The organism is Janthinobacterium sp. UMAB-56, assembly GCF_900095265.1.
Classification (GTDB): domain Bacteria; phylum Pseudomonadota; class Gammaproteobacteria; order Burkholderiales; family Burkholderiaceae_D; genus Janthinobacterium.
This window is the reverse complement of sequence record NZ_LT607667.1, coordinates 73,255-97,647: the sequence shown is the minus strand read 5'-3', so window position 1 is coordinate 97,647 and position 24,393 is coordinate 73,255. Positions and strand designations below refer to the sequence as shown.

At 64.0% G+C, this 24,393-nt stretch carries 20 protein-coding genes and 1 other RNA gene; 3 read left to right on the top strand and 18 right to left on the bottom strand.

Translation table 11 applies throughout. The annotated features are described in order from the left end of the window. The first annotated feature begins 1 nt into the window (after position 1). Positions 2–2,161, top strand: coding sequence for a bifunctional diguanylate cyclase/phosphodiesterase (locus K0F85_RS23445; protein WP_219118321.1), 2,160 nt, complete (start codon positions 2–4; stop codon positions 2,159–2,161). Here K0F85_RS23445 and K0F85_RS23440 read toward each other — a convergent pair. The 7 genes from K0F85_RS23440 to ubiD form a co-directional block, all read right to left on the bottom strand. Then, positions 2,130–3,278: an esterase-like activity of phytase family protein gene (locus tag K0F85_RS23440; protein ID WP_219118320.1), complete on the bottom strand. Its 1,149-nt coding sequence runs from the start codon at positions 3,276–3,278 to the stop codon at positions 2,130–2,132. The genes K0F85_RS23445 and K0F85_RS23440 overlap by 32 nt on opposite strands. 102 nt (positions 3,279–3,380) lie before the next feature. Further along, entirely contained in the window at positions 3,381–4,598 is a 1,218-nt protein-coding gene (locus tag K0F85_RS23435) for a CaiB/BaiF CoA-transferase family protein (RefSeq protein ID WP_219118319.1), read from the bottom strand. Between the two features lie 3 nt (positions 4,599–4,601). Beyond that, positions 4,602–5,192 (bottom strand): recombination mediator RecR, encoded by a 591-nt coding sequence (gene recR, locus K0F85_RS23430; RefSeq protein WP_092800624.1) that lies wholly within the window; start codon positions 5,190–5,192, stop codon positions 4,602–4,604. Positions 5,193–5,239: 47 nt separating this feature from the next. After that, the gene (locus tag K0F85_RS23425) at positions 5,240–5,566 is read right to left on the bottom strand and encodes a YbaB/EbfC family nucleoid-associated protein (protein ID WP_034759121.1); all 327 of its coding nucleotides are present in this window, start codon (positions 5,564–5,566) and stop codon (positions 5,240–5,242) included. A 41-nt stretch (positions 5,567–5,607) separates the two neighbouring features. Continuing rightward, positions 5,608–7,899, bottom strand: coding sequence for a DNA polymerase III subunit gamma/tau (gene dnaX / locus K0F85_RS23420; RefSeq protein ID WP_219118318.1), 2,292 nt, complete (start codon positions 7,897–7,899; stop codon positions 5,608–5,610). Positions 7,900–8,149: 250 nt separating this feature from the next. Further along, an RNA gene (ffs, locus tag K0F85_RS23415) (signal recognition particle sRNA small type) lies at positions 8,150–8,248 on the bottom strand. 133 nt (positions 8,249–8,381) lie between these two features. Continuing rightward, on the bottom strand, positions 8,382–9,866 hold the full coding sequence (ubiD, locus tag K0F85_RS23410) for a 4-hydroxy-3-polyprenylbenzoate decarboxylase (protein ID WP_219118317.1): 1,485 nt from the start codon (positions 9,864–9,866) through the stop codon (positions 8,382–8,384). Between the two features lie 478 nt (positions 9,867–10,344). Here ubiD and K0F85_RS23405 point away from each other — a divergent pair, with 478 nt between their 5' ends. After that, complete coding sequence (locus tag K0F85_RS23405; protein WP_219118316.1) at positions 10,345–11,262, top strand: lytic transglycosylase domain-containing protein; 918 nt, start codon at positions 10,345–10,347, stop codon at positions 11,260–11,262. 152 nt (positions 11,263–11,414) lie between these two features. Here the strand turns inward: K0F85_RS23405 and nusB are convergent, their stop codons facing one another. The 3 genes from nusB to ribBA form a co-directional block, all read right to left on the bottom strand. Continuing rightward, the gene (gene nusB / locus K0F85_RS23400; RefSeq protein ID WP_219118315.1) at positions 11,415–11,885 is read right to left on the bottom strand and encodes a transcription antitermination factor NusB; all 471 of its coding nucleotides are present in this window, start codon (positions 11,883–11,885) and stop codon (positions 11,415–11,417) included. A 91-nt stretch (positions 11,886–11,976) separates the two neighbouring features. Continuing rightward, positions 11,977–12,459: a 6,7-dimethyl-8-ribityllumazine synthase gene (gene ribH / locus K0F85_RS23395; protein ID WP_076570670.1), complete on the bottom strand. Its 483-nt coding sequence runs from the start codon at positions 12,457–12,459 to the stop codon at positions 11,977–11,979. A gap of 63 nt (positions 12,460–12,522) precedes the next feature. Further along, the gene (ribBA, locus tag K0F85_RS23390) at positions 12,523–13,638 is read right to left on the bottom strand and encodes a bifunctional 3,4-dihydroxy-2-butanone-4-phosphate synthase/GTP cyclohydrolase II (protein WP_219118314.1); all 1,116 of its coding nucleotides are present in this window, start codon (positions 13,636–13,638) and stop codon (positions 12,523–12,525) included. A 434-nt stretch (positions 13,639–14,072) separates the two neighbouring features. Here ribBA and K0F85_RS23385 point away from each other — a divergent pair, with 434 nt between their 5' ends. Then, the gene (locus tag K0F85_RS23385) at positions 14,073–14,498 is read left to right on the top strand and encodes an OsmC family protein (RefSeq protein ID WP_219118313.1); all 426 of its coding nucleotides are present in this window, start codon (positions 14,073–14,075) and stop codon (positions 14,496–14,498) included. Here the strand turns inward: K0F85_RS23385 and K0F85_RS23380 are convergent. The 8 genes from K0F85_RS23380 to K0F85_RS23345 form a co-directional block, all read right to left on the bottom strand. Beyond that, positions 14,495–15,739, bottom strand: a complete 1,245-nt coding sequence (locus K0F85_RS23380; protein ID WP_219118312.1) for a hypothetical protein — start codon at positions 15,737–15,739, stop codon at positions 14,495–14,497. The two genes, K0F85_RS23385 and K0F85_RS23380, sit on opposite strands and share 4 nt — an antisense overlap. Before the next feature lie 110 nt (positions 15,740–15,849). Next, on the bottom strand, positions 15,850–16,485 hold the full coding sequence (locus K0F85_RS23375) for a riboflavin synthase (RefSeq protein WP_219118311.1): 636 nt from the start codon (positions 16,483–16,485) through the stop codon (positions 15,850–15,852). 30 nt (positions 16,486–16,515) lie between these two features. Next, on the bottom strand, positions 16,516–17,616 hold the full coding sequence (gene ribD / locus K0F85_RS23370; RefSeq protein WP_257638137.1) for a bifunctional diaminohydroxyphosphoribosylaminopyrimidine deaminase/5-amino-6-(5-phosphoribosylamino)uracil reductase RibD: 1,101 nt from the start codon (positions 17,614–17,616) through the stop codon (positions 16,516–16,518). Positions 17,617–17,668: 52 nt separating this feature from the next. Then, positions 17,669–18,199: a GspH/FimT family protein gene (locus K0F85_RS23365; RefSeq protein WP_219118310.1), complete on the bottom strand. Its 531-nt coding sequence runs from the start codon at positions 18,197–18,199 to the stop codon at positions 17,669–17,671. A gap of 48 nt (positions 18,200–18,247) precedes the next feature. Continuing rightward, entirely contained in the window at positions 18,248–18,739 is a 492-nt protein-coding gene (locus K0F85_RS23360) for a type IV pilin protein (protein ID WP_219118309.1), read from the bottom strand. Between the two features lie 89 nt (positions 18,740–18,828). Next, positions 18,829–22,731, bottom strand: a complete 3,903-nt coding sequence (locus K0F85_RS23355; protein WP_219118308.1) for a pilus assembly protein — start codon at positions 22,729–22,731, stop codon at positions 18,829–18,831. Then, positions 22,728–23,342 (bottom strand): PilX N-terminal domain-containing pilus assembly protein, encoded by a 615-nt coding sequence (locus K0F85_RS23350; RefSeq protein WP_257638136.1) that lies wholly within the window; start codon positions 23,340–23,342, stop codon positions 22,728–22,730. The genes K0F85_RS23355 and K0F85_RS23350 overlap by 4 nt, the downstream gene beginning before the upstream one ends. Positions 23,343–23,402: 60 nt before the next feature. Further along, the gene (locus tag K0F85_RS23345) at positions 23,403–24,341 is read right to left on the bottom strand and encodes a PilW family protein (protein WP_257638138.1); all 939 of its coding nucleotides are present in this window, start codon (positions 24,339–24,341) and stop codon (positions 23,403–23,405) included. Positions 24,342–24,393 lie beyond the last annotated feature (52 nt).

Below are 24,393 nucleotides of genomic sequence, written 5' to 3'. Positions count from 1 at the left end.
CATGACAGCGCCCCTCTCCCCTCTGCGCGGCCTGGTGCTGGTGGCCGACGACGATCCCGTGATGCGCCTGCTGATGCGGCAAATGCTCACGCAAGTGGGCCTGGACGTGATCGAGGCCGAAGACGGCGTGCAAGCCCTGGCCAGCTACAAGCGAGGCGGCCCGGATCTCGTCATGCTCGACGTCGACATGCCGGCCCTCGACGGTTTTGCCGTGTGCCGCGAAATACGCCACCAGGAAGTGGGCGGCACAGTGCCCATCATCATGGTCACGGGCGGCGACGAACTGGAAGCCGTTACGCGCGCCTACGAGGTTGGCGCGACGGATTTCATTTCCAAGCCCATCAACTGGCCCATCCTCGGCCACCGCGTGCTGTATGTGCTGCGCGCCAGCGACGCCATCGCCCGCCTGCGCATCGCCGACGCGCACAACCGCGCCGTGCTGGCCGCCATCCCCGACACTTTCTTTCGCCTCAACCGCGAAGGCTTTTATCTCGACTACGAACAGGGGCACGACGCCAGCGCCGGCTTTTCCCTCAGCGACTGCGTGGGCAGCCATATCGGCGACGTGCTGCCGCCCGAAATCGCCGCCCGCCTGCTGGACAAGGCGCACGCCGTGCTGGCCACGCAGCATATCGGCTCGATCGACTACACGCTCACGCACGAGGACAGCACGCGCCACTTCGAGGCGCGCCTGGTGGCGACGGGGGGCGATGAAGTGCTGGGACTGGTGCGTGACATCAGCGAGCGCAAGCGCACCGAGGAACAGATCCGCCGCCTCGCCTATTGCGATAGCCTGACAGGCATCCCCAACCGGCAAGCCTTCCTGGAAACGCTGGAACGCGAACTGGCGCGCTCGAAAGAACACGACAAGAAATTCGCCGTGCTGTTCATGGACCTCGACGCCTTCAAGCGCATCAACGACACCCTGGGTCACGACGTGGGCGACCACTTGCTCAAGGTGGTGTCCGAGCGCCTGCGCGAAACCATCCGCCCCAGCGACCTGGTGCTGCGCGCCGAACACGAGTTTGAGCCCATCTCAGGCGGCAGCAACCTGGCGCGCCTGGGCGGCGACGAATTCACGATCTTGATTCCCGACCTGGAACGGGTGGAAGACGCGCTCAACGTGGCGCACCGGGTGAAGGAAGCCATGCGCCGGCCCTTCATGATCGAGGGGCACGAGATTTTTGTCACGGCCAGCATCGGCATCTCGCTGTATCCGGAAGATGGCGAGGACTGCAATTCGCTGCTCAAATATGCGGACACGGCCATGTACCACGCGAAGAACTGCGGCAAGAACAACGCCAAGCTCTATAGTTCATCGCTGACCATGGAAATCATGAGCCACGTCAAAATGGAAGTGGGCTTGCGCAAAGCCTTGCAAAACAACGAACTGTACCTGCTTTACCAGCCGCAGATCGACGTGCCCAGCACGCAGATCGTGGGCGTGGAAGCGCTGGTGCGCTGGCGCCACCCGGAACGGGGCATCATCTCGCCCACGGAATTCATCCCGCTGGCCGAAGAGACGGGGCTGATCGTGCCCATCGGCGAATGGGTGCTGCGCACGGCCTGCAACCAGGCCAAGGCCTGGCAAAGCGATGGCGGGCGCGCCATCCGCATGGCCGTGAACCTGTCGGCCAAGCAATTCAAGGATGAAAACCTGATGCAGATCGTGCTCTCGGCCCTGGCCGACACGGGCCTGGACGCGCGCCTGCTGGAACTGGAATTGACGGAAGGAACGTTGATGGACGATGCGCGCGCCACCATGGTGACCCTGGAGCAATTGCGCGGCATCGGCGTGTACCTGTCGATCGACGACTTCGGCACGGGCTACTCGTCGATGAATTACCTGAAACGCTTCGACGTGCGGGCCTTAAAAATCGACAAGAGTTTTATCGCCGGCTTGCCGCAAGATACGGAAAACGCGGCCATCACGCGCGCCATCATCGCTATGGCGCATGGCTTGAAGATGGTGGTGGTAGCCGAAGGCGTGGAAACGGACGAGCAACTGCTGATGCTGGAAGAATACGGCTGCGACATGGCGCAAGGCTATTTCCTGGGCCACCCGTCGCCGCATGACACGATCACGGCCATGCTGACCAGGCAGGCGGGCGGGCTGGCCAGCATGGACACTAGAGCACTTCGAAGGCAAGGATTTGCGTGACTTGCTGCGCGTTGAAATTATCGTCGGAAATCATCACCAGGCTGCGGCGGCCGTTTTCCAGGCGCGGGCCCCAGCTGATGCCTTCGATATTGTCTACCCTTTCGAGACCGATCTTTTCCAGGTCCAGCAGCAAGCGCTTGCGCGCCGGCACGTAAGCGGCGCCCGCGAGGGCTGGCAGCGCCTGCACATCGGTGGCGCCATGCGTATCCATCGCGTAGATGCGCACGTGGTTCGTGTAGAGGCCGTCCGCGTGCTCCACGCCGGCCCTCTCCACCACCAGCAACTCATGGTCGCTGACGGCGAGGATTTCCGACACGCCATTATCCGCTTCGCGCCCCGGCGCGGGCCGCGACGCCACTGGCTCAATCGGATACGCGTACTGGCCCAGCACGGTGCCCGCGCGGTCCAGGCGCGTGATGCGCACCACGGAGCCAGTGTCGGGCGTGGCCAGCGGGCCATCCTGGTACAGGGCCGCTTCCATGCCCAGCCACAAACTCTTGCCGTCCGAGGAAAACGACAATGCCTCGAAGCTCATGTTATTGCGCGAGCCGATTTCTTCCTTCGAGACCTTGAACATGGCGGGCGTGGGCAAGGTGGCCAGGTAATGGCCACCGCTATCGGCGTGGCGCACGAACGGATGCAAGCCCACCTTGCGGTTGCCCTCGCTGCCGTACCACAGGCTGCCGTCCTGCGGATCGACGCGGATGGTTTCGATGTCGGGCACCTGGTCGCCATTTTCCAGCCTGGCATGCGCCAGGTTCGGATAGCGGCTGCCGTCGGGCTGCGTAAAGAAATGCACGCTGCTCAAGGTCACGCCTGTAAACGCCCGGCTGTCGTAGGCCAGGGCAGCGCGGTAAAAGCGGGCCGGATTGATTTCCGAGCGGTCATCGCTTTCCATCACCCAGCTATTGCTGGCCGCATCATAGTCGATGCCGGACAAGCCGCCCAGCGTGGTGCCCTCGTACGCGTGTTTGAGCGCGATGCGCTGCTCGCCGATCAGTCGCAAGCCGGCAATCGGCGCGTCATGCGGGAAGCTGGCGCAGGCGGAGAGGAGAATGGCGGCGGACAGCGCGGGGATCAGACGCGCACGCAGGGCGCAGAGGGACGACTGCTTCACGATATTCCTAAGTATTGTTGTTAGCGGAAAGCCCAGAGACAAATTCCGGGGTCAGACCCGGCGGGCCTGACCCCGGCTTTATTTCTGTGGGTCAATAACGAATTACACCACGCCATCGGTCTTGAGCCGCGCGATGGCGGCAGCATCATAACCGAGCGACGCCAGCACTTCATCGTTGTGCTGGCCCAAGGTCGGCCCCAGCCACTGCGTCTTGCCAGGCGTGGCTGACAGTTTCGGACTGATGGCGGGTAATTTGACGGGCGTGCCGTCGGCGAAATGGTGTTGTTCGAACATATCGCGGGCGAGAAACTGCGGATCGCTCAGCATGTCGCGCACGGAGTAGATTTTTCCGGCCGGCACGTCGGCCGCCGTCAAGACGGCCAGCGCGCTGTCGATGGTGTGCGTGGCGCACCAGGCGCCGATGGCGTCGTCGATTTCCTGCGTGCGCGCGACACGACCGTCGTTGCGCGCCAGTTGCGGGTCGCCCGCCATGTCGATGCGGCCCATGGCCAGCATCAAGCGCTTGAAGATGGCGTCGCCGTTGCCGGCAATCACGATGTTTTCGCCATCGCCCGTGGTGTAAGTATTCGAGGGCACGATGCCGGGCAAGGAACCGCCCGTGCGCTCGCGCACCACGCCCGCCTGGTCGTATTCGGGCACCAGCGACTCCATCAGGTTGAACACGGATTCATACAGGGCCACATCGACCATCTGCCCTTCGCCAGAAGCCGCGCCACCCGTCACGTCGCGGTGGCGCAGGGCCATCATGGCGCCGATCACGCCGTGCAGGGCCGCCACGGAGTCGCCAATCGACACGCCCACGCGCACCGGCGGACGGTCGGCAAAGCCGGACACATAGCGCAAGCCGCCCATCGCTTCGCCGATGGCGCCGAAACCGGGCAAGTCCTTCATCGGCCCCGTCTGGCCAAAGCCGGACAGGCGCACCATGATGAGGGACGGCTTGATCTGCTTGAGCTGCTCGTAGCCGAGGTCCCACTTCTCCAGCACGCCGGGGCGGTAATTCTCGATGATGATGTCCGCTTCCAGGGCCAGCTGGCGCGCGATGGCACGCCCTTCCGGCGACTTCAGGTTCAAGGTCAGGCTTTTCTTGTTGCGCGCCTGCACCGACCACCATAGCGAGGTGCCATCCTTCAGGACGCGCCAGGTACGGATGGGGTCGCCGCCATCGGGCGACTCGATCTTGATCACGTCGGCACCGAATTCGGCCAGCATGCGGGCGCAGAACGGCCCCGCGATCAGGGTGCCCAGTTCCAGCACTTTGATGCCCGTCAACGGGCCAGCCGAGGTTTTTTCTTGCATGATTTAGGTTGCCCTGCGGTCGAGCATCGCGCGGGCAATCGTGCCCGCGTCGACGTATTCCAGTTCGCCGCCCACGGGCACGCCGCGGGCCAAACGGCTCACGCGCAAGCCCCGCGCCTTCAGCATTTCGCTGATGTAATGGGCCGTCGCTTCGCCTTCATTGGTGAAGTTGGTGGCCAGCACCACTTCACCGACCACGCCATCGTTGGCGCGATTGAGTAATTTTTCGAGGTGGATATCTTTCGGGCCGATGCCGTCCAGTGGCGACAAGCGCCCCATGAGCACGAAATACAGGCCTTTGTAGGTGAGCGTCTGCTCGATCATCAGCTGGTCGGCAGGCGTTTCCACCACGCACAGCAAGCGCTTGTCGCGCTCGTCGTCGAGACAGGTCTCGCACACTTCATGTTCGGTAAAGGTATTGCACAGGCCGCAATGATGCACGGCATCGACGGCCTGGAACAGGGCGCGCGACAGCATGGCCGCGCCTTCCCTATCGTGCTGCAACAAATGAAAGGCCATCCGCTGCGCCGACTTAGGGCCGACGCCGGGCAGGCGCCGCAGCGCCTCGGTCAAAAATTCAAGCGACTTGGACATGGATCAAGCCTGCCCGGTGCCATGGATCGAGCGCATGCGGTGTGGCATCAGAATGGCATTTTGAAACCGGCTGGCAAGTTCATGCCGCCAGTCAAGCCAGCCATTTTTTCAGCTGATGTCGCTTCCGCCTTGCGCACGGCGTCGTTGAAGGCGGCAGCCACCAGATCTTCCAGCATGTCCTTGTCGTCGGCCAGCAACGATGGGTCGATGGAAACGCGCTTGACGTCGTTCTTGCACGTCATGACGATTTTGACGAGGCCGGCGCCGGACTGGCCTTCCACTTCCACCAGCGCCAGTTGCTCCTGGGCCTTTTTCATATTGTCTTGCATTGCTTGCGCCTGCTTCATCAGGCCAGCCAGTTGATTTTTCATCATGAGAATGCTCCGTTCAATTCAGTTTGTGAGTGTGTTAATCATCAATGCAGGGTCGGCGTGGCAGAGCCGGCCGGTGCAGGGCTAATCGTTCCCGGCACGACGAAAGCGTCAAATGCACGCTTCATGTCGAGCACGAAGGGGTCGCTTGCGATAGTTTCTTCCGCTTGCAGCTGGCACGCCTCGCGGTGGGCCTGCGCTTCCGCGCTGGCCGTGTACCAGACGGCGCCCAGTTCCGTATCGACACTGACCTTGCGGCCGAAGCGCTCGGTCAGCGCGGCTGCCAGTTTTTCCACATTGGCCGGGCTGCGCCAGGTGTCGATGGGCACGCGCAGGCGGAACGTGGTGCTGTGGCCATCGTGCAGGCATTCGATCAGCTCGGCCTGCACGGCCAGTTGCTGGGCCACGCCGCGCAGCGGCAGCACGGCGGCGACGGCCGGCCAGTTGCCATCCCAGTCCAGGCCAGGCACGGGCGTGATCACATACGGTCCGCTGGGCGCGGCTTGCTTGGCGGCACGCTGCGGCATGACGACGGCGGGCTGCTCGGTGCTTTGCGCGGCGGGCGCGGACACGGCGGCCGAGGCGCTGTCGTCGGAAAATTCGGTGACCCACGGCGGCAAGTCGTCGTCGGCCGGCGCCTGCTGTGGCGGCGGGGCGGCGGGACGTTCCTGCTGCACGGGAGCGGGAGCTTCCAGCACGGCCACGGGTGGCGCATCGTCCCACGGTGCCGGCGCTTTCGCGGCGGCGGGCGGTGGCGACGCGGCCGGTGCCGCTGGTGCAGCGGCAACAGGCTCCGGCACTGGCGCAGGAGCGGCTGGCTTGGGCGCCGACGTTGGCGCCGACGGCGCACTGCCCGGCCGGCCTTTCGAGGCGGCGCGGGCCGCTTCCAGCGCCGCATTGATGGCGGCGCGGGCGGAACTGATGGGCGCGCCCGATGCTGGTGGGGCAGCCGCAGGTGACGGCGCTGATGCAGGTGCTGGCGCCGGCACCGGTGCCGCTGCCGCAGCACGCGGCGGTGGCGCTTCGCTGCGCGCCATGCTGGCGGCAGCGGCGGCTACCACGGCCGCTGGCGCCGCGGCGCCAGCCGTCACGGCCGCGTGGCTGGCCACGCTATTCGTGGCGGCGCGGGCGGCGGGAGCGGACGCCCCTGCCGCAGCGCGCGCGGCAGCCATGGCAGCGGGACGGTTGCCCGTTGCCGCTGCAGGCGCGCCAGACGGTACGCCATCGGCACCGCCTATGCCGGGCCGAAAGGCCAGCATGCGCAGCAAGGTCATGGTGAAGCCCGCGTATTCGTCGGGCGCCAGGCCCAGTTCATTGCGGCCATGCACGGCGATCTGGTAAAACAACTGCACTTCTTCCGCATCAAACGCGCCGGCCAAACGCACGATGTCTGCGTACTCAGGCAAATCCTGCGGCAAGGCGGCCGGCACGGTTTGCGCCAGCGCAATACGATGCAGCAAGGTGCCCAGGTCTTGCAGGGCACCATTGTAGGACAGGCTGCGCGACGCCATCTCGTCGGCCACGGCCAGCAAGTCGGCCCCGTCCTGCTGCGCCAGCGCGTCGAGCAGGCGCACCAGGTAGGATTGGTCGAGCGCACCCAGCATGCCTTGCACGGCATCCAAGGTGACTGCACCGGCCGCATACGCGATGGCCTGGTCCGTCAGCGACAGCGCATCGCGCATGGAACCGTGGGCACCCTGGGCCAGCAGGCGCAAGGCCGGCTGCTCGAAGGCGATGCCTTCCTGCCCCAGGATATTGTCCAGGTGACTGATGATGTGGCCGGGCGGCATCTGCTTGAGGTTGAACTGCAGGCAGCGCGACAGCACGGTGACGGGAATCTTTTGCGGGTCCGTCGTGGCCAGGATGAATTTGACGTGCTCGGGCGGCTCTTCCAGTGTTTTCAGCATGGAATTGAAGGCATGGTTCGTCAGCATGTGCACCTCATCGATCATATAGACCTTGAAGCGCGCATTGCTTGGCGCGTAGACCGCTTGTTCCAGCAGCTGCGCCATTTCATCGACGCCGCGGTTCGACGCCGCATCCATCTCGATATAGTCGACGAAGCGTCCCGCATCGATCGCCGTGCATGCTTCGCACACGCCGCAAGGCTGAGCCGTGATGCCGCCCGTGCCATCGGGGCCGATGCAATTGAGCGACTTGGCCAGGATGCGCGACAGGGTCGTCTTGCCGACGCCGCGCGTGCCCGTGAACAGGTAGGCATGATGCAATCGGCCGCTGTGCAAGGCATGCGTGAGCGCGCGCACGACGTGCTCCTGGCCGACGAGCGTCTCGAAATTCTTGGGGCGGTATTTACGGGCGAGGACTTGATAGGACATGCTGAGATTTTACCATGCGAGTTGCGGTGTGATCCTGCGCGGCGGGCGCAAGCCTCATGGCCGGGCCAGCTCAAGTTTAAGTGCAAGCTGGCAAACGCGGCAAAGCAGCAATTGTATAACATGGCCAAGTGAAAACAGGGAAAACACAGCCAGCCCGACAATGCTTCAGCGCCAAGGGAAAGTGTGGCCGTAAAAGCAAAAAAGCTGCCCATGGCAGCTTGATTGTTGATCCTGATGAAACATTCCCGAAGGTGGCGAGCCTGATCTGCGGCACTCATGGTTAATAGCCGTGGCTGCTTCGTTCCCGACCTGACCAGGTTAGCCATGCCACGATGCGCAGGGGCCCGCCAGGGACAATTATAACCGGTCTGGGGCAGATTGGGGAAGCAAGCTGAAATCCGGGGTCAGACCCCCGATCGGGTTGGCAATAACCTTTGCGTTATCGGTGCTGAGGGCCTGACTCCAGCCGCTCAAGGATTGCCTTACAGCCCCAGTTCTTGCCAGATGCTGTCAACCTTCGCCTTCACTTCCGGCGTCATGGCGATCGTCGTGCCCCATTCGCGCGTGGTTTCGCCCGGCCATTTATTGGTGGCATCGATACCCATCTTGCTGCCCAGGCCACTGACCGGCGAGGCAAAGTCCAGATAGTCGATGGGCGTGTTGTCGACCAGGGTCGTGTCGCGGATAGGGTCGACACGCGTGGTGATGGCCCAGATGACTTCTTTCCAGTCGCGGATATTCACGTCTTCGTCGACCACCACGATGAACTTGGTATACATGAACTGGCGCAAGAAACTCCACACGCCGAACATCACGCGCTTGGCGTGGCCCGCGTACTGCTTCTTGATCTGCACCACGGCCATGCGGTAGCTGCAGCCTTCGGGCGGCAGATAGAAGTCCGTGATTTCGCTGAACTGCTTTTGCAGCAAGGGCACGAACACTTCGTTCAGGGCCAGGCCCAGCACGGCCGGCTCGTCCGGTGGTTTGCCTGTATACGTGGAGTGGTAGATCGGGTCGCGGCGCATGGTGATGCGGTCGATGGTAAACACGGGGAAACTGTCCTGCTCATTATAGTAGCCCGTATGGTCGCCATATGGCCCTTCCAGCGCGTGCTCGTAGCCGCTCGGATGGTTTTCATCCGGGTAGATATGGCCTTCAAGCACGATTTCCGCCGAGGCGGGCACGCGCAGCTCGCTGCCGATGGCTTTGACCAGCTCCGTGCGGCTGCCGCGCAGCAAGCCGGCGAACTGGTATTCGGACAGGCTGTCCGGCACTGGCGTGACAGCCCCTAATATAGTAGCGGGATCGGCACCGAGCGCGACGGCGATCGGATACGGCTTGCCCTTGCTTTGAATCGCATGCTCGCGGAAGTCCAGCGCCCCGCCCCGGTGCGCCAGCCAGCGCATGATGACCTTATTACGTCCCAGCACTTGCTGACGGTAAATGCCGAGGTTTTGCCGCTTCTTGTTCGGGCCCTTGGTGATCACCAGGCCCCAGGTAATCAGGGGGGCAATATCGCCGGGCCAGCAATGCTGGATGGGCAGGCGCGCCAGATCCACGTCACTGCCTTCCCAGACGATTTCCTGGCACTTGGCGCCGCGCAACTCTTTCGGCGACATGTCCCACACGGATTTCACCAGGGAACCGAGGCCCAGCAAATCCTTGAAATCCTTCGGCGGCTCCGGCTCCTTCAGGCGCGCCAGCACATGGCCGATCTTGCGCAATTCGCTGACGTCTTCCGCGCCCATGCCCAGCGCCACGCGGCGCGTCGTGCCGAACAAATTACCCAGCACCGGCATGTCATAGCCCGTCGGATGGTTGAATAGCAAGGCCGGCCCGCCTGCGCGCAAGGTGCGGTCGCAGACTTCCGTCATCTCCAAAATCGGTGAAATGGGGGTCGAAATGGGCTTAAGTTCACCCATTTGTTGCAGTTGAGAAATAAAATCTCGCAAATCTGAATATTTCATGTGTTTTTAATTTTTTTTGACGTCGGACGCCGTTGCTGAAGGATCTATGCCAAGTAATTGATTTTATTGGCTTTTGGCACAATGCAAGACAAAAAGTAAGACATAAAAGTAATAAAGAATCGATTCGTTAGTATTGACTTGATATAAAACGGCTTCTACAATTCGCCCAACTTGAAAGAGCACGCCGGCCCAGGGCTTGATTTTAGCGTTTCTCTTTCATTCACGGAGTCGGGGCTCCACATGACATTTTAAGGAGTGTTTTCAAAAGGCGTCTGCCTTACCCCCGGTAAAAGTTGTATTGCGACTGATCCAATACCAAAACGGGACCGATCAGCTCAAGCAAGCAATGACGGCGTTTCTCGCACGCATCCATACGCGGCGGAAACGATGATATTTCTGATGCACGGCATTGGCAGTACCCACAACACCGCGAGACCGCGGAGGGACTGCCTGTTGACGCGACATTTCGGGGAACTCTATGACTCATCGTAGCACTGAAGCAGCCTTGCCTGCTTCAACCGTGGCTGGCCAGCCAGCGTTGGCGCGTCTGCGCGCCCGCGCACAGGCCATTTCAGCACGTGGCGTTTTGACCACGGCGCAACACACACTGACCGTCTTCGGCATTTCCGCCCTGGCACTGATCGCCCTGCTGATGTTCCGCCCTGACCTGGGCAAGCAACTGACGCACAGCCTGTTCCCGCTGCCCATGGCAGAGGCGCAAGCCGTCGAAGCACCGGCCCTGTCGGCACTGATGGAAGCGCCCGCTTCGGTGCAAACGGCCGCTGCCAGCAACACAGCGCTGAGCAAGGAAGAAAAAGCCTTGCTGGGCACGCAAAAGCAGCAGCAATGGGTGACCAACTGGCTCTCCAAACGCTACCGCGTGGCCAACGATGCGACCAATATGCTCGTCTCGACGGCTTACCTGACGGCGCGCGAAATCAAGCTGGACCCGCTGCTGATCCTGGCCGTGATGGCCATCGAATCGGGCTTGAACCCGTTCGCGGAAAGCCCAGTGGGCGCGCAAGGCTTGATGCAAGTCATGTCGAAAGTGCACCATGAGCGCTTCCAGGAAATGGGCGGCGTGCAAGCGGCCCTGAACCCGGTAGCCAACATCCGCGTCGGCTCGCTGATCCTGAAAGACTACGTCACGCGTGGCGGTTCCGTCGAGGCAGGCTTGAAAACCTATGTGGGCGCCGCCAACTTCGCCACCGACTCGGGCTACGGCTCGCGCGTGCTGGCCGAATACCGCCGCCTGAAACAAGTGTCCGCCGGCCAGCGCGTGCCGACCACGACGCCGGTGATGGCATCGAACACGCCAGCGCCAGCCAAGGCGCCGGCAGCGGAAAGCGGCATCACCATTAAAGTATTGCCACACAACGAGATCGCCGGCCTGTAGTCGCGCGCTCTTCAAAACTGCTGCGCAGCCCGCTCTCGGGTCGGCCTTACCCGCCGTACTAAAGCGCAACACTCCGACAGCAAAAAGGGCAGACTTTTCAGTCTGCCCTTTTTGCATCCAGTGCGGCCTTCGCCGCTGGATCCATCCCTACATTACTTGCGCTTGTTGGCGTTGACTTCTTCCTCGCGGAACTTCACTGCCAGCTTGTCGAGCACGCCGTTCACATACTTGTGACCGTCGATACCGCCAAACGACTTGGCCAGCTCGACCGCTTCGTTGATGACGACGCGGTACGGGATTTCCATGTTGTTCTTCAGCTCGAACGCGCCGATCAGCAGAATGCCGTGTTCGATGGGCGACAGTTCTGCGATATTGCGGTCGATCAAGGGGGTCATGCTGTCGCGCAGCGCCAGCGAGTCCTTGATGGTGCCGTACAGCAGCACCGTGAAATGATCGCCATCGGCCTTGTCGAAACCATGCGCGGCGCGAATATTGTTCACGACGGTGGTCGCGTCTTCATTGTTCAGCAACCACTGGTACAAGCCCTGCAGCGCAAACTCGCGCGCGCGGTGACGCGGCGTGCGGTTTTTGCTGGGATTGGCGAGCAAATTTTTCTCAGTCATGATTGTTACCTGTTCTTAAATACGTATCTACTGCAAATAGTGACGAATACCGCGGCGTGCTGCCAGGCAGCACACTGCGGCGCAAGCACGATTAATCCTCGTCTGTGTCTTGCAACTCTTCTAGCGCTTGCGCCAGATTGGCCATTTCCACTGCCACGCGTGCCGCTTCGGCGCCCTTGACCAGCATGCGCACTTCCGCCTGCTCGTCGTTTTCGGTCGTCAACACTGCGTTGGCGATCGGGATGCCGTAATCGAGACCGACGCGCGTGATGCCTGCGCCCGATTCGTTCGATACCAGCTCGAAGTGGTAGGTTTCACCGCGAATCACGGCGCCCAGTGCGATCAGGGCGTCGAATTGCTCGGTTTCTGCCATTTTTTGCAGAATCAGTGGGATTTCCAGGGCGCCCGGCACGGTCACGTGCAGGATATCTTCATCGGCCACGCCCAGCTTGCTCAACTCTTCCAGGCATGCCGACAGCAAGCCACCGCCGACGATTTCATTGAATCGTGCCTGGACGATACCGACGCGCAAACCTTCGCCGGCAAAATTGGTTTCGTATGTTCCTACGGTCATCATAAGCCTCTTTATCAGGTGATCAGCGTCGGCGCCATGCGCCAGACCGCTAAAGTTAATGAATTACTGCTGCCCGGGATGGCACTGAAAACCCGTCACTTCCAGGTCGAAACCGGCCATCGACGGCATCTTGCGTGGACTGGCCAGCAATTGCATCTTGCTCACACCCAGGTCGCGCAGGATTTGCGCGCCGATGCCATAGCTGCGCAAGTCCATGCTGGCGGCACGGCCTTTCGGCTTGGCTTGCGGCGTGTCGAGCGCGGCGAACTGGGCAAACAGCTCGCTCGACGTCTCGCCGCAGTTCAGCAAGACCATCACGCCCCGCTCGGACTGCTTGATGGCAGCCATCGAGGCGGCCACCGTCCACGAGTGGGTGGTGGCTTCGCTTTCCAGCACGTCCAGCAGGGAAACTGGCTGGTGCACGCGCACTAGCGCTTCCAGGCCGGGCGCCAGGTCGCCATGGACGAGCGCCAGGTGGGCCGACGCGCTCGGCTTGTCGCGGAACGCGATCAAGCGGAATTCGCCATGCGCCGTCTGCAGGGTGCGCTCGGCAACGCGTTCGACCAGGGATTCCGTCTGGCTGCGGTAATGGATCAGGTCGGCAATCGTGCCGATCTTGAGGCCATGTTGCTCGGCAAACAGCAGCAAGTCCGGCAGGCGCGCCATGGTGCCGTCGTCCTTCATGATTTCGCAAATCACGGACGCGGGCGTAAGGCCGGCCATGGCCGTCAGGTCGCAACCGGCTTCCGTATGGCCCGCGCGCATCAGCACGCCGCCTTTTTGCGCTTTCAGGGGGAAGATATGGCCAGGCTGGACGATATCGCTGGGCTGCGTGCCCTTGGCCACAGCCACCTCGATGGTCTTGGCGCGGTCGGCGGCGGAAATGCCCGTCGTCACGCCTTCGGCCGCTTCGATGGAAACAGTAAAGTTGGTGCCGTAGGCGGTGCCGTTGCGCGACGTCATCATCGACAGGTTCAGCTCGTCGCAACGTTCTTCCGTCAGGGTCAGGCAGACCAGGCCACGCGCATGCGTAATCATGAAATTGATGGCTTCAGGCGTCACGAAATCGGCGGCAAGCACCAGATCGCCTTCATTTTCCCGGTCTTCTTCATCGACCAGTATCACCATGCGGCCGGCGCGCAATTCAGCGACGATCTCTTCGGTGCTGGATATTGACATTATTCATCCTCTGAAGACACCTGGCAAAACCTGCTGCGCGTCGGTATAGGCGGCTTGCGATGCTCACCGTACCTTCGTACGGTTGCGCTTCTCAGCCACCTCTTCCTTCCGCTCGCGACGGTTTTTCCGGGCGTTGTTAATGAAACTAAAAACTGAAACTGAAACTGAAATATCGAGCGCGAATATTCCGCGAATTTCCGGGAATTTTCTTATAACCTGCTATTTTAAAGGATTTAGCGCTTGCAGACCTGAAATAAGGCAGGTTTGCCGCATGTGCGCCGCAGCCGGCCCCAGAAAACACCGCTCCGCCGAGCCGGCGCAAACGGCGATGGCTAAACGCGCGCCGCCAGCCTTGCAACAAGCATAAGATCTGCCAGTCACCGCCACGGCGCTGACGCCCCACTCGCAGCGACACCCCACACAGGAGCGGCAATATGAAAACCAACGGATCGGCCATCTGGTCAGGCGGCATCAAGGATGGCAAGGGCGCCATCAGCACGCGCAGCGGCGCCTTGCAGGAATATCCCTACGGCTTTGCCAGCCGCTTCGAAGGCAAGCCCGGCACGAATCCCGAGGAACTGATCGGCGCCGCCCACGCGGGCTGCTTCACCATGGCCCTGTCGCTGATCCTCGGCGAAGCGGGCCTGACGGCGGAAAAGATGGAGACGACGGCCGAAGTGACCCTCGACAAGGAAGACGATGGCTTTGCCATCACGGCCGTCCACCTCACCCTGAAGGCGAAGATTCCGGGTGCCGACCAGGCGACATTCGAGGCCTTGACGGCCAAGGCCAAAGCCGGCTGCCCCGTGTCAAAGTTACTTAAAGCCAACATTACACTGGACGCCAGCCTGCTGCCCTAGATTTTCTTCACGGGCTTGACGGGTGCCACGGCAGCGACGGGCGCCACCAGCGGCAGGCGCGAGTCGCTGGCCGGCAATGGCCGGTTCATCAAGCCGGGATTGAGGGCGGCGATATTCAAGTTATACGCGGCGATGGCCGCCGCCACGGACGGGTCTTGCGATGAAGGCGGCGGCACGTCCATGCGCGCGGCCAGCTCTTGCGCCCGCGCATTTTGCTGGGCCATCTGGGCTTGCGCCGTCGCGGGGCCTGCACCGGCTTGCGCCAGCGACTGCGCCCGTACAGAAGCCGCCTTGACCGACTGCGCGCCCTCTTCCCGCTGCACCTGCTCATCGGCAGTCATGCGTTCGCCGTCGATGCGCCGGGCATCCATGCGCTGGCTGTCCGTGCGTTGCGTCTGCTGCAATTGCGCCGCATCGTCGGCTTGTTGCGCTGGCGGCTGGGGCCGCAGCTCCTGCAAGTCCAGGTTCAACTCTTCCGCTTCCAGCTGCCGCTGCACTTCCCGTTGCCGCTGTTCAATAGCGGCCGTCTGCGGCGGCCCTTCATCGACAGCCGTCTGCTGCGCGACGCTGGCCGGCATTGCTTCACCCGTCAAATCCGCTTCGACCACGGCCGCCAGCGGCACGCCCTGTCGCTGCGCCAGCACGGCGCCCACCTGCGCCAGCACGTCCGTTCCCTGCTGCAAGGCGTCCAGGGTGGCGTAACTGTCGGCCGCATACGCGGCCTGTAAAGTTGCCGCGTCGACCTCTTCCTTGCGCAAGTCGATGCCGATGCGGGCCAGCTGCCCTTGCGTGAGCAAGCTGCCGTCCTGTGCCAGCGCGGCGCTGGCATCCGTCGTGCCATCGCCCGACAGCAAATCGTAGCGCTGCGCCAGGCTGCCCGGCGTGTCGCCGGCCGTCGCCAGCTGGCTGGCATCGATGCCGCTCGTTTGCAGCTGGGCAAACGATTCCGTCAACTGCCGCGCCAGCGCCAGCAAGTCATCATTGACATTCACGGGGGTATTTGCCGCCCTGGCCTCCTCTGTAACGCCCTGCAAGGCCAGCAGTTGCCGGCGCGACAAGGCCACGCCGGAGAGGAACTGGCCCAGCGGAGAGATGTCGACCTGGGACGAGGACAGGATGGCAAGGGCCGCCGCCGCGCCGGAAGGCGGCACGGGCAGCGCTGGCGCCAGCGGAGCCGTCTCGCCCACGCGGGGCGTGGCCGGGATGGCATTGGGCACAGTTGCGCGCGAAATAGGGTCCATGACTAGCCTCCACTGCGGAAAGCTTCATAGTATGCGCGTCTGAAAGAAAAGCAACACACGCTTGGCACGACGAAAGGCCGACGAGGGTGTTGCTCCTTTACGCTGCCGTATCAGGCGGCAGCCTTGTCCAGCGACAACATGCGCTCGACATAGCGGGCAATCAAGTCGATTTCCAGGTTGACCTTGCCATCGACCGTCAAGTGTTTCAAGGTCGTCATGGCGATCGTGTGGGGAATCAGGTTGATCGAAAAACGGCAGCCCTTGACGGCGCCCGCGCCCAGGTCTTCCACGCGGTTGACGGTCAGCGACACGCCATTGACGACGACGGAACCTTTGAAGGCCAGGTATTTCGCCAGTGCATGCGGCGCTTCGATCACCAGTTCCCACGATTCGCCCACGGCTTCGAACCTGCGCACGATGCCCAGGCCGTCCACGTGGCCGGAAACCAAATGGCCACCCAGGCGCTCGGCCAGGGTCAGGGCTTTTTCCAGGTTCACTTCCGTGGTCGTATCGAGGCCCACGGTGCAATTGAGGCTTTCGCGCGAGACATCGACGGCAAAGCCCGTGTCCGATTTTTTCACCACCGTCATGCAAGCGCCATTGATGGCGATCGAATCGCCAAGGGCCACATCGGCCAGCGGCAAGCCGCCCGCATGGATGTTCAGGCGCACGCCTGCATCGAGGCCGCCGTCGAGCGCTTGCACGGTTTCAATCTTGCCGATGGCGGCAACAATTCCTGTAAACATGGAGCTAACCTTATAAAAAATGTGAAAGTATTAATTGCGCTGGGCGAATCTTGCAAGGATACGCAAATCTTCGCCCACTTGCTGAACCTGGTGGAATTGCAAAGTCCGCTGCTGTTTGATATCCGTCAATGCCGGCAAGGCAAACATGCCTTGTGCGTCGCCCAGCAAGGTGGGCGCCAGGTAGACCAGCAGTTCGTCGACGCAGCCTTCGCGTATCAGCGAGCCGTTCAGCCTGGAGCCAGCCTCGACGTGGACTTCATTGCATTGCCGACGTCCCAGTTCCTGCATCAGCGCGGGCAAGTCGACCTTGCCACTGGCGTTCGGCAGCACGATGACTTCCGCGCCCAGGGCGCGCAGCTGCGCTTCCTTTTCCGGATTGGCGACGGCCGCCACGATCCACGTGCCGCCGCCCTGCAAGATGCGCGCATCGAGGCTGATGTCGAGCCGGCTGTCGATGACGATGCGACGCGGCTGGCGCGGCGTCTCGACGGCGCGCACGTTCAGTTGCGGGTCGTCCGCCTTGACCGTGCCGATCCCCGTCAGAATGGCGCAGGCGCGCGCGCGCCAGGCATGGCCGTCGGCGCGCGCCTGCGGCCCCGTGATCCACTGGCTCTGGCCATTGTGCAAGGCCGTCATGCCGTCCAGGCTGGCAGCCGTTTTCAGGCGCACCCACGGCTTGCCGCGCTGCATGCGTGAAAAGAAGCCGATATTCATTTCATGCGCTTCATCGGCCAGCACATCCGTGGTGACGGCGATGCCGTTCGCTTGCAGCTTGGCCAGCCCCTGCCCCGCCACCAGCGGATTCGGATCCGTCATGGCGGCCACGACGCGCCCCAGTCCCGCGCGCACGAGCGCATCGGAGCAAGGCGGCGTACGGCCATGGTGGTTGCACGGTTCCAGCGTGACATAGGCAGTGGCGCCGCGCACGTCGTTGCCGCGCGCTGCCGCATTCGCCAGCGCTTGCACCTCGGCATGGTCCTGCCCCGCCGCCTGCGTCACGCCGGCGCCGATCACCTGGCCATCCTTGACGATGACGCAGCCGATGCGGGGATTGGGCGAGGTCGTGTATAAACCGCGCGCCGCCCATTCCAGCGCCAGGCGCATGCCATCGATATCGTTGAGTATTTCCACGGGCTTCTTTGCTTGAAGGTGAATAATTGCTAAATGACAAGTAACAGTCTTGTCAGGAACTGTCGGCCACGCCGCTACAATTGGCCGCTTGCTGCTGCGGGTCGCATACGCGCACCCTGCCCAGCATATTGATTTTAATATGGCGCACCTGCTTTCCCAAAGTCAGGGACAAGGTACCCCAGCGGGCCGCCAGGCTATTGGTCGCGCTGCAACTGCGTCCCGCGCCATTGTAGGCGATATAAAACGGCGCCGTAGCCGAGGAAAAAACGAACTGGACCGTGATACCCGCCGGCAGCGGTCCCTGGCGGAACAGCAATTCGTCATCGCCATCGAACACCAGGTTGGCATTGCGGTCGATGAATACCAGCCAGCCCGTGCGCCAGTCCACGCCACCAGGCCCGGCCGGCATCAGCAGCACCCGCTGTCCGCGCGCCATCGCCTGCGCGCGCGTCAATTCGATGGCCGAGTACAAGTCCGTGGCCACCGTACGCACCTGCTGGCGCGCCAGCAAGTGCTGCAAACCTGGCATGGCAGCGGCCGCCAACAGCGCGGCAATCACCAGTACGGCCAGCAATTCGGGCATGGTGTGCCCAAAGGTGTGCCCGCTCCACGATGCCCGCTTGACCATGGCCTAGGGCCAGCAATGGCTGGCGGGCCCACTGCTGCCGCGCTGGCCCGTGCTGTTCAAGGACAGGACACCGCAATCGGCATCCTGGAACTGTGCGTCGACCTTGGACGTGCCCGGCATGGCCCGCAGAAGTACGCATTGTCCGATCGTCAAGCCGGGACAGGCCAGCGCCTCGATTTCATACGCACTCCCGGCCGCGCCCCCTTCGCCGGACCACCATCGAAACTGCGGCGCTGGCGAAGCCGCGGAAAATGCCAGATAGTGATTGTTTTGCGAGTAAAAGCGCTCCTGCTGCTGCATCAGGCGCAGCAGGGCCGCCTGCCCCTGCACCCGCTTGGCGCGCACGACATAGCCGTGATAAGCGGGCACGGCCAGCGCCAGCAGCAAGCTCATGATCGCCAGCGCGACCAGCAATTCAATCAGGCTGAAGCCCAATGTGGCGGCAGGGACGCCACCGTTGGGAACGGGCCCATTGCGCCTTGCCTGCGCTTCCATGCCCCCTCCCCTCTTCCCAAAAAGCGCCGACCGATACGCTGCGCAGGCCTTCGCGTTGTTAACTGTCGGTACGCCAACCATATCGGCGCCTATTTCTTCTTGGCCGCCTCGTGCAATTCGCGCCAGTTTGCCACTTCGCGCCAGCTCAGGCGCCGCGCCGGCAGCGCTGCGCTGACGACCTTGAGTCCCGCTGCGCTGCCTGCGCCGGGCAAGCCTGCTTGCAGCACGGCCAGTTCCTTGCGCCCCTCGGCCCGCCCTGCTGGCGTCGTGGCGCCCACCGCGCTGTTCAATTCCAGCGCCAGCGGCGGCGCGCGCGCCAAGCCATCGAACAAACGTCCTGTCTGCGCGCCCGCCTGCACGAGACCGGCGCCATCGGCGGCAAAGCCGTTCAGCACATCGAGCACGTACAGGCGCGTGGCTGGCCTGGCGCAAGGGTCGCGCCCCGGCAGGACAGTATTGAACAACACCTTGCCGGCGGCCAGAACGGGACTGCTGACGCTGCGTTCACCGGTCTGCGCCGTATTGAGAAAATCGAGGTACCAGCCATGCATGGCGGCGCTGCCCGTGTAGCGAAGCTCGGCGCCGTCGACGCGCACGCCGCCGGCCGCCTCGCCCAGGCTGCGCTGTTCCAGGTCGGCCCGGCTGCGCGTGGGAGAGGTTTCACGCACATCATCATGCACGGCGTAAAACGATTGTGACTGAAAAGCAGCGGGCCAGGTATCGGCCGCTTCGACCAGCTTGCCCGTGCCGAACAGCAGCAGATAGCCGCCACCGGGCGCATACGCCACGTTCAGCTGCTGCGTCACGCTCTGGCGCCGGCCCTGCGCATCGCGCGCAACAAACACGAGCTTGCGCCCCTGGCCCTCCTTCCACGGCGGCCCGCCGGCCATGTCGAGACGCCAGATATTGCCCTGCAAATCGCCCGCATACAGGTGGGCCAGCGCGCCGTCGCCGCCCGGTACCACGGCGGGCGGGCCCAGCGCCTGGGGCAGGGCGCTGGTGTCCCCATCCACATCGCCACCACTGGCCACGGGCACCTTGAGCCGGAAGTAATTGTTCCCCAACAGCCAGGGCGTGCCGGGCGCCTTGTCCAGCGCCAGCAGGAAGATGGCGGCGGCCGATGCGGGCGCCGTCGTGTCCTTGCCATCGTCCGCATGGTTGTTGTAAGCGCTGGCGACGATGGCGAAATCGCGGTAGGCCGGCGCGCCTTCCTTGCCGCCCATGTTGATGCGGGCAAAAACGGGCGGCGCACGCACGTTGCCCATCAGCTTGTCGTCGCGGTCCGTGAATTCCCACAGCGCCCCCTCTTGCGCGAAGCGCGCCGGGTCGGTGATGTCGAGCGCAAACACGCCCTGCGCCCCGCCACCCATGCCCGACACCAGCACCGTCTTCCAGCGCCCCTGCGCCAACACTTCCGCCGTGGCCGCCGCGCCGTCGAGCAGCGGGCCGGGACTGTAGTGAGTGCTCGCAGCGGCGGGCACAAGGCGCAGCAGCGCTTGCGGCAGATAGGCAAACAATTCGCTGCCCGTACGCGCATCAAACGCATGCAGTAGGCCATCGTTGGCGCCCAGATACAGCATTTTTCGCCGCTGCAGCAGCGCCTTGCGGTGCAAGCCATAGCCGGCACCCGGCATGCCCGCCCCTGGCGCACCCACGTAGAGCAAATTGCCATGCGGCGCCGCGCCCAGGCCGCCTGCACGGCGCCGCAGGAAGCCGCCTGGCTGGCCCACCTCGTGCGTGCGCTGGCCCAGCAGATATGCCAGGCGCGCCTCCCCCCGGCCATCGCCGCCGTCGAATGCGCCCCGCTGCGCCGCATCGAGCCGCTGCCAGGCCAGCGACATCAGGGCGCCCTTGGCATCGAGCGTATAGACGGGACGCAAGGGCGTGGGCGGGCCATCCGGCACGGGCTTGTCCTGGCCACCAGCGCGCCACCATGGCTTGCCGGGTAGCAGGGTGCCATCGGCGCCAACGGCAAACGCGGCGCGCCACAAGGTCATGCTGCCATCGGCCAGGCGCATCTGCGTCTGGAACCAGTATGCTTCTTCGCTACCGTTGGCCAGTGCCATCAGGGCTGGCCCGGCCAGCATCGCCGGCAAGCTAGCGTTGTCGGCGGCCGCAAAGGCTGCGCGCAGTCCTGCGATCAAGGCGGCCGGATCGCTGCCAGGCAGGTAATGCGTGGGCCAGCGGCCGCCAAGGCTCCATTCGTCCAGCGCGCCGCCCGCCGCACTCTTGTAGGGGTTGGCATCGCCGTTCGTATCGAAAAAGCCGCCATATTTGGCCGCCAGCAACAAGGGTGTGGGGGCCGGCGTGGTGGCGGGCACGCCCGCCGGGTCGCCCTGACGCAAGTCGCCCGCATAGTGCTCGACCTTTGCTGCGCCGTCGCTCTTGCCGCCAGGACGCAGGGCCTGCACATGCGACCAGTAGGCTAGCCCTGCCGCATGGTAACTGGCGCCGCCCGCGCCCTCGGCCAGCAATTCCAGCGCCGCCAGTTCTGGCCGTGGCGCGGGATTACCCTGTGCGCCGCCGCTTTCCAGGCGGCCCACCGCATGCGTCCAGGCCATCGCATCGAACGGTGGCGGCGCAAAGCCATCCGCAGCGCGTGCGCGGTCGCCGCTTGCTGCGGGAGCCGCCGGGACATTGCCGGGCACGTAACGGTCGCCCGCCATGCCCGCATCGCCGAGGCTGACGACGATGTGGCGCTGGCAGCTGGCCGTTTGCGGGTCGCTCCACGCAGTCACGACAGGCAGGCCGTCGTCGACGGCAGGCGGGGCCGTGGCAGGCGGCACCACGGCGCTCGCTTGCCTTCCCTGCAGATAGCGCAGCGATTCATACAGCAATTCGGCCAGCGGCGCCGCCCTCGCGTACGCGCCGGGATGCGCGGCATTGCTGCGGCCCAGGCCATTGATGTAAGCGGTCACACCGCCGCCAGGGCCAGCAGCTTGAGCCGCATACACGCCAGTGGCAGGATGCCACTCGGCGCCAGCGTTGTCTTGCGGCATAAAATCGGGCGCCGTCCAGCGCTGCCTGCCCACGTGGGTCAGCGGCGCGCGCAGCACGCCGCCATACACGGGGCCGGTGGTGGCAGGTACACCGTTCAAGTGGCCAAACACGCCCACCCTTACCCTGCCGCCATGCCGCTGCACGGCGCCCACTGGCTTGTAGTTCTTGCCATACGCGAGGCACAAATCGTCGCGCAGCGGCCCTTCATCGGCATCGCAAACGCGCACGCGCGCGAGGAACACGCCGTGCGTGGCAGCAGGGCCAGGCGCGTCGCAACTGCCGCCCGAAGGCTGGCTGAGGCTAGCGTCGCCGAACAGCAGGCGATTGCGACAGGAAACGATGGCCAGTTGCGCCAGCGCAAACGGTGTCGCCGCCGCCACGCCGGCGTGCAGCACCTTGCGCGGGAAAAAGACAGGGTGGGCAAAAAAGTCGGTGGGGCTGTCGGCATCGGGCAGGTAGGCGCGCTGCAGCACCGTCTTGCGCACTTCGTCGATGACGCGGTCGCCGCCCGTCAAGGCATAGCGGACGATATCGAGCATGCTGGCGCTGGCCCAGTTAAGAAAGTTGCCGCTGAAACTGTCGCCGCCGCAGCCGTGCAGCGCATCGGCCGGTTTCAGCACAGAGAAGTAAGCGGTCGCTACGCGCAAATCCGGCAGCATGAGGCCATCCTTGCTGCGATACGGATAGCTGTAGCACATGCGCGCATGAAAGTAACCTGCATAGTCGTGCTGCGGCGCATAGTCGCCGCCATGCGCCGCAGCGGCGGCCGCATGCGTGAGGGACAGGTTGAGCAGCAGATTCGGCGGCACTCTGGCGCCGTGCAAACCCGCGTCGGCCCGCGCCAGCGTCACTGCGGGGGCGGCGTCTGCAGGCACGCTGGCCGCCAAGGCGCCGCCGCAAGCCAGACAGGCCAGCAGCATCCGCCAGGCCCAGCCTGCGCGCCGCAACGCGGACTGCCAGGTGGAGCACAACGCGAACGACAACGTCCTCATGGCCCTGCTCCGGCCGCCTGTTTGCGGTAGTAACTTTGCAGCACGACTTGCGTGCTTTCCTGCGCGCCAAACCCCATGGCCGTGATGCGATAGACATAGCTTTCCGTGGCCAGGCCGCCAACCACTGCCATGGCCTGCGCGCCGGGCGGGTGAAACGGCAGCAATTCGATGAGGTAGCGGGGTCGGCGCGACGGCAGGAAACCCTGCCCCGTCTGCATGACGGCGCCCGTAAACTGGCCGTACGTCACGGCGCGGCTGGCACTTCCCCCTTCCGCGCCATCCAGGTCCATGCTCAGCCAGAGGGCTGGCGCGTCCGGGGCTGCAGGCAGGCACAGGCCCAGTGCGCCTGCGTCGCCGCAGCCGTCCGCGAACCCGGCCGCACTACCTGCTGCGAAGAGGCTTGCCCGGCCCGGTGCGCCGGGCAAGCCTTCGATATCGTTCTGCGCATCCACCAATGCCTCCTCCGCCGCCTGAAACGCGATCTGCCGGTCACGCTCGCCGCGCGCCGCCTTTTCGCCCTGCAAGGCCATCTGCGCTGCCGATATGCCCAGTAACAAAATGAGCACCAGCAGGCACAGCACATACACGAGGGTGGCGCCACGTCGTTTCACACCGGGCGCGCAACGCGGTACGCAACAGCGGACGTCCGCGCCAGCCATCGCACCGCCCGCCTAGGCTGGCCCGTTGCGCAGCATGATGCTCGTCTGCACCAGTTTCCGCAGCCTGGAGCGCGTTGCGGCGGGCAGGGATACGCGCGCGATGCGCACACCCGTGTCGCTGGCGCCGTGCGCCTCGGCATATGCCTTGCCAAACAGATCGAACTGCGCCGGCCCCAGCTCCGCCATCTTGTCTGCCTGGCCCGCCTCGCCATGCAACAGCAGCGCCACGCGCACGCTGGCCACGCGCTTCCAGTGCGTGCGGCGGTACAAATCGCGCTGGCGCGCGGCCGCATCCTCCCCCGCCAGCACCAGCGCCGCATCGTAGGCGTCGAGTGCGCTGGCGTTGACATAGCGGTTCGCCACGCCGTCGGACGGCGTATCCGTATCGAGGCCATACAGCACCTGGAAACCGTCAATGCCACGGATGATGGCGTCCGCGCCCCAGCCGTTCGCGCCACGGTATTTGCAGCGCAGCTCGCCATCGCCATCGGCGCCCAGCGCCACATAGAAAATGCTCCAGCCCCGCTGCGCCTCCGTTTGCGCGGCGCCCACGCCAAAGCCGGCGCAATTGAGCACGGAGCCGTCGCCGCCCTCGTCCTTGCCGGTGCCGTAATAGCGCAGGGCCAGCACATCGCTGCCATGCAAGGCATCGGGCAACGCGCCGCTGATGCCCTCGCTGTTCTTGCCCAGGCTGTGCGCGTCGAGCCCGGCGATATTCGCGCTGTCGTAATCGGCATGGGCGACGGGCGCGGCGCTGCTATCCCAATTCACATAGGCTGTCTGGCGCACGGCGCGAGCGATGGTGTCGAGCGCATAACGGCCGTTGTCATCGAGCCGCGCGCTGGCGGACTGATCGCCATAACTGCCGCTGGCCGCCAGCAGCACGGTACTGGCCGCCAGCATCAGCAGCGCGCCCAGCGAGACGGCCACCAGCAATTCGACCAGGCTCATGCCGCCCTGCCTGCGCCACGCGGTCGAGATACCGCTCATGCGCCGCCTCCCC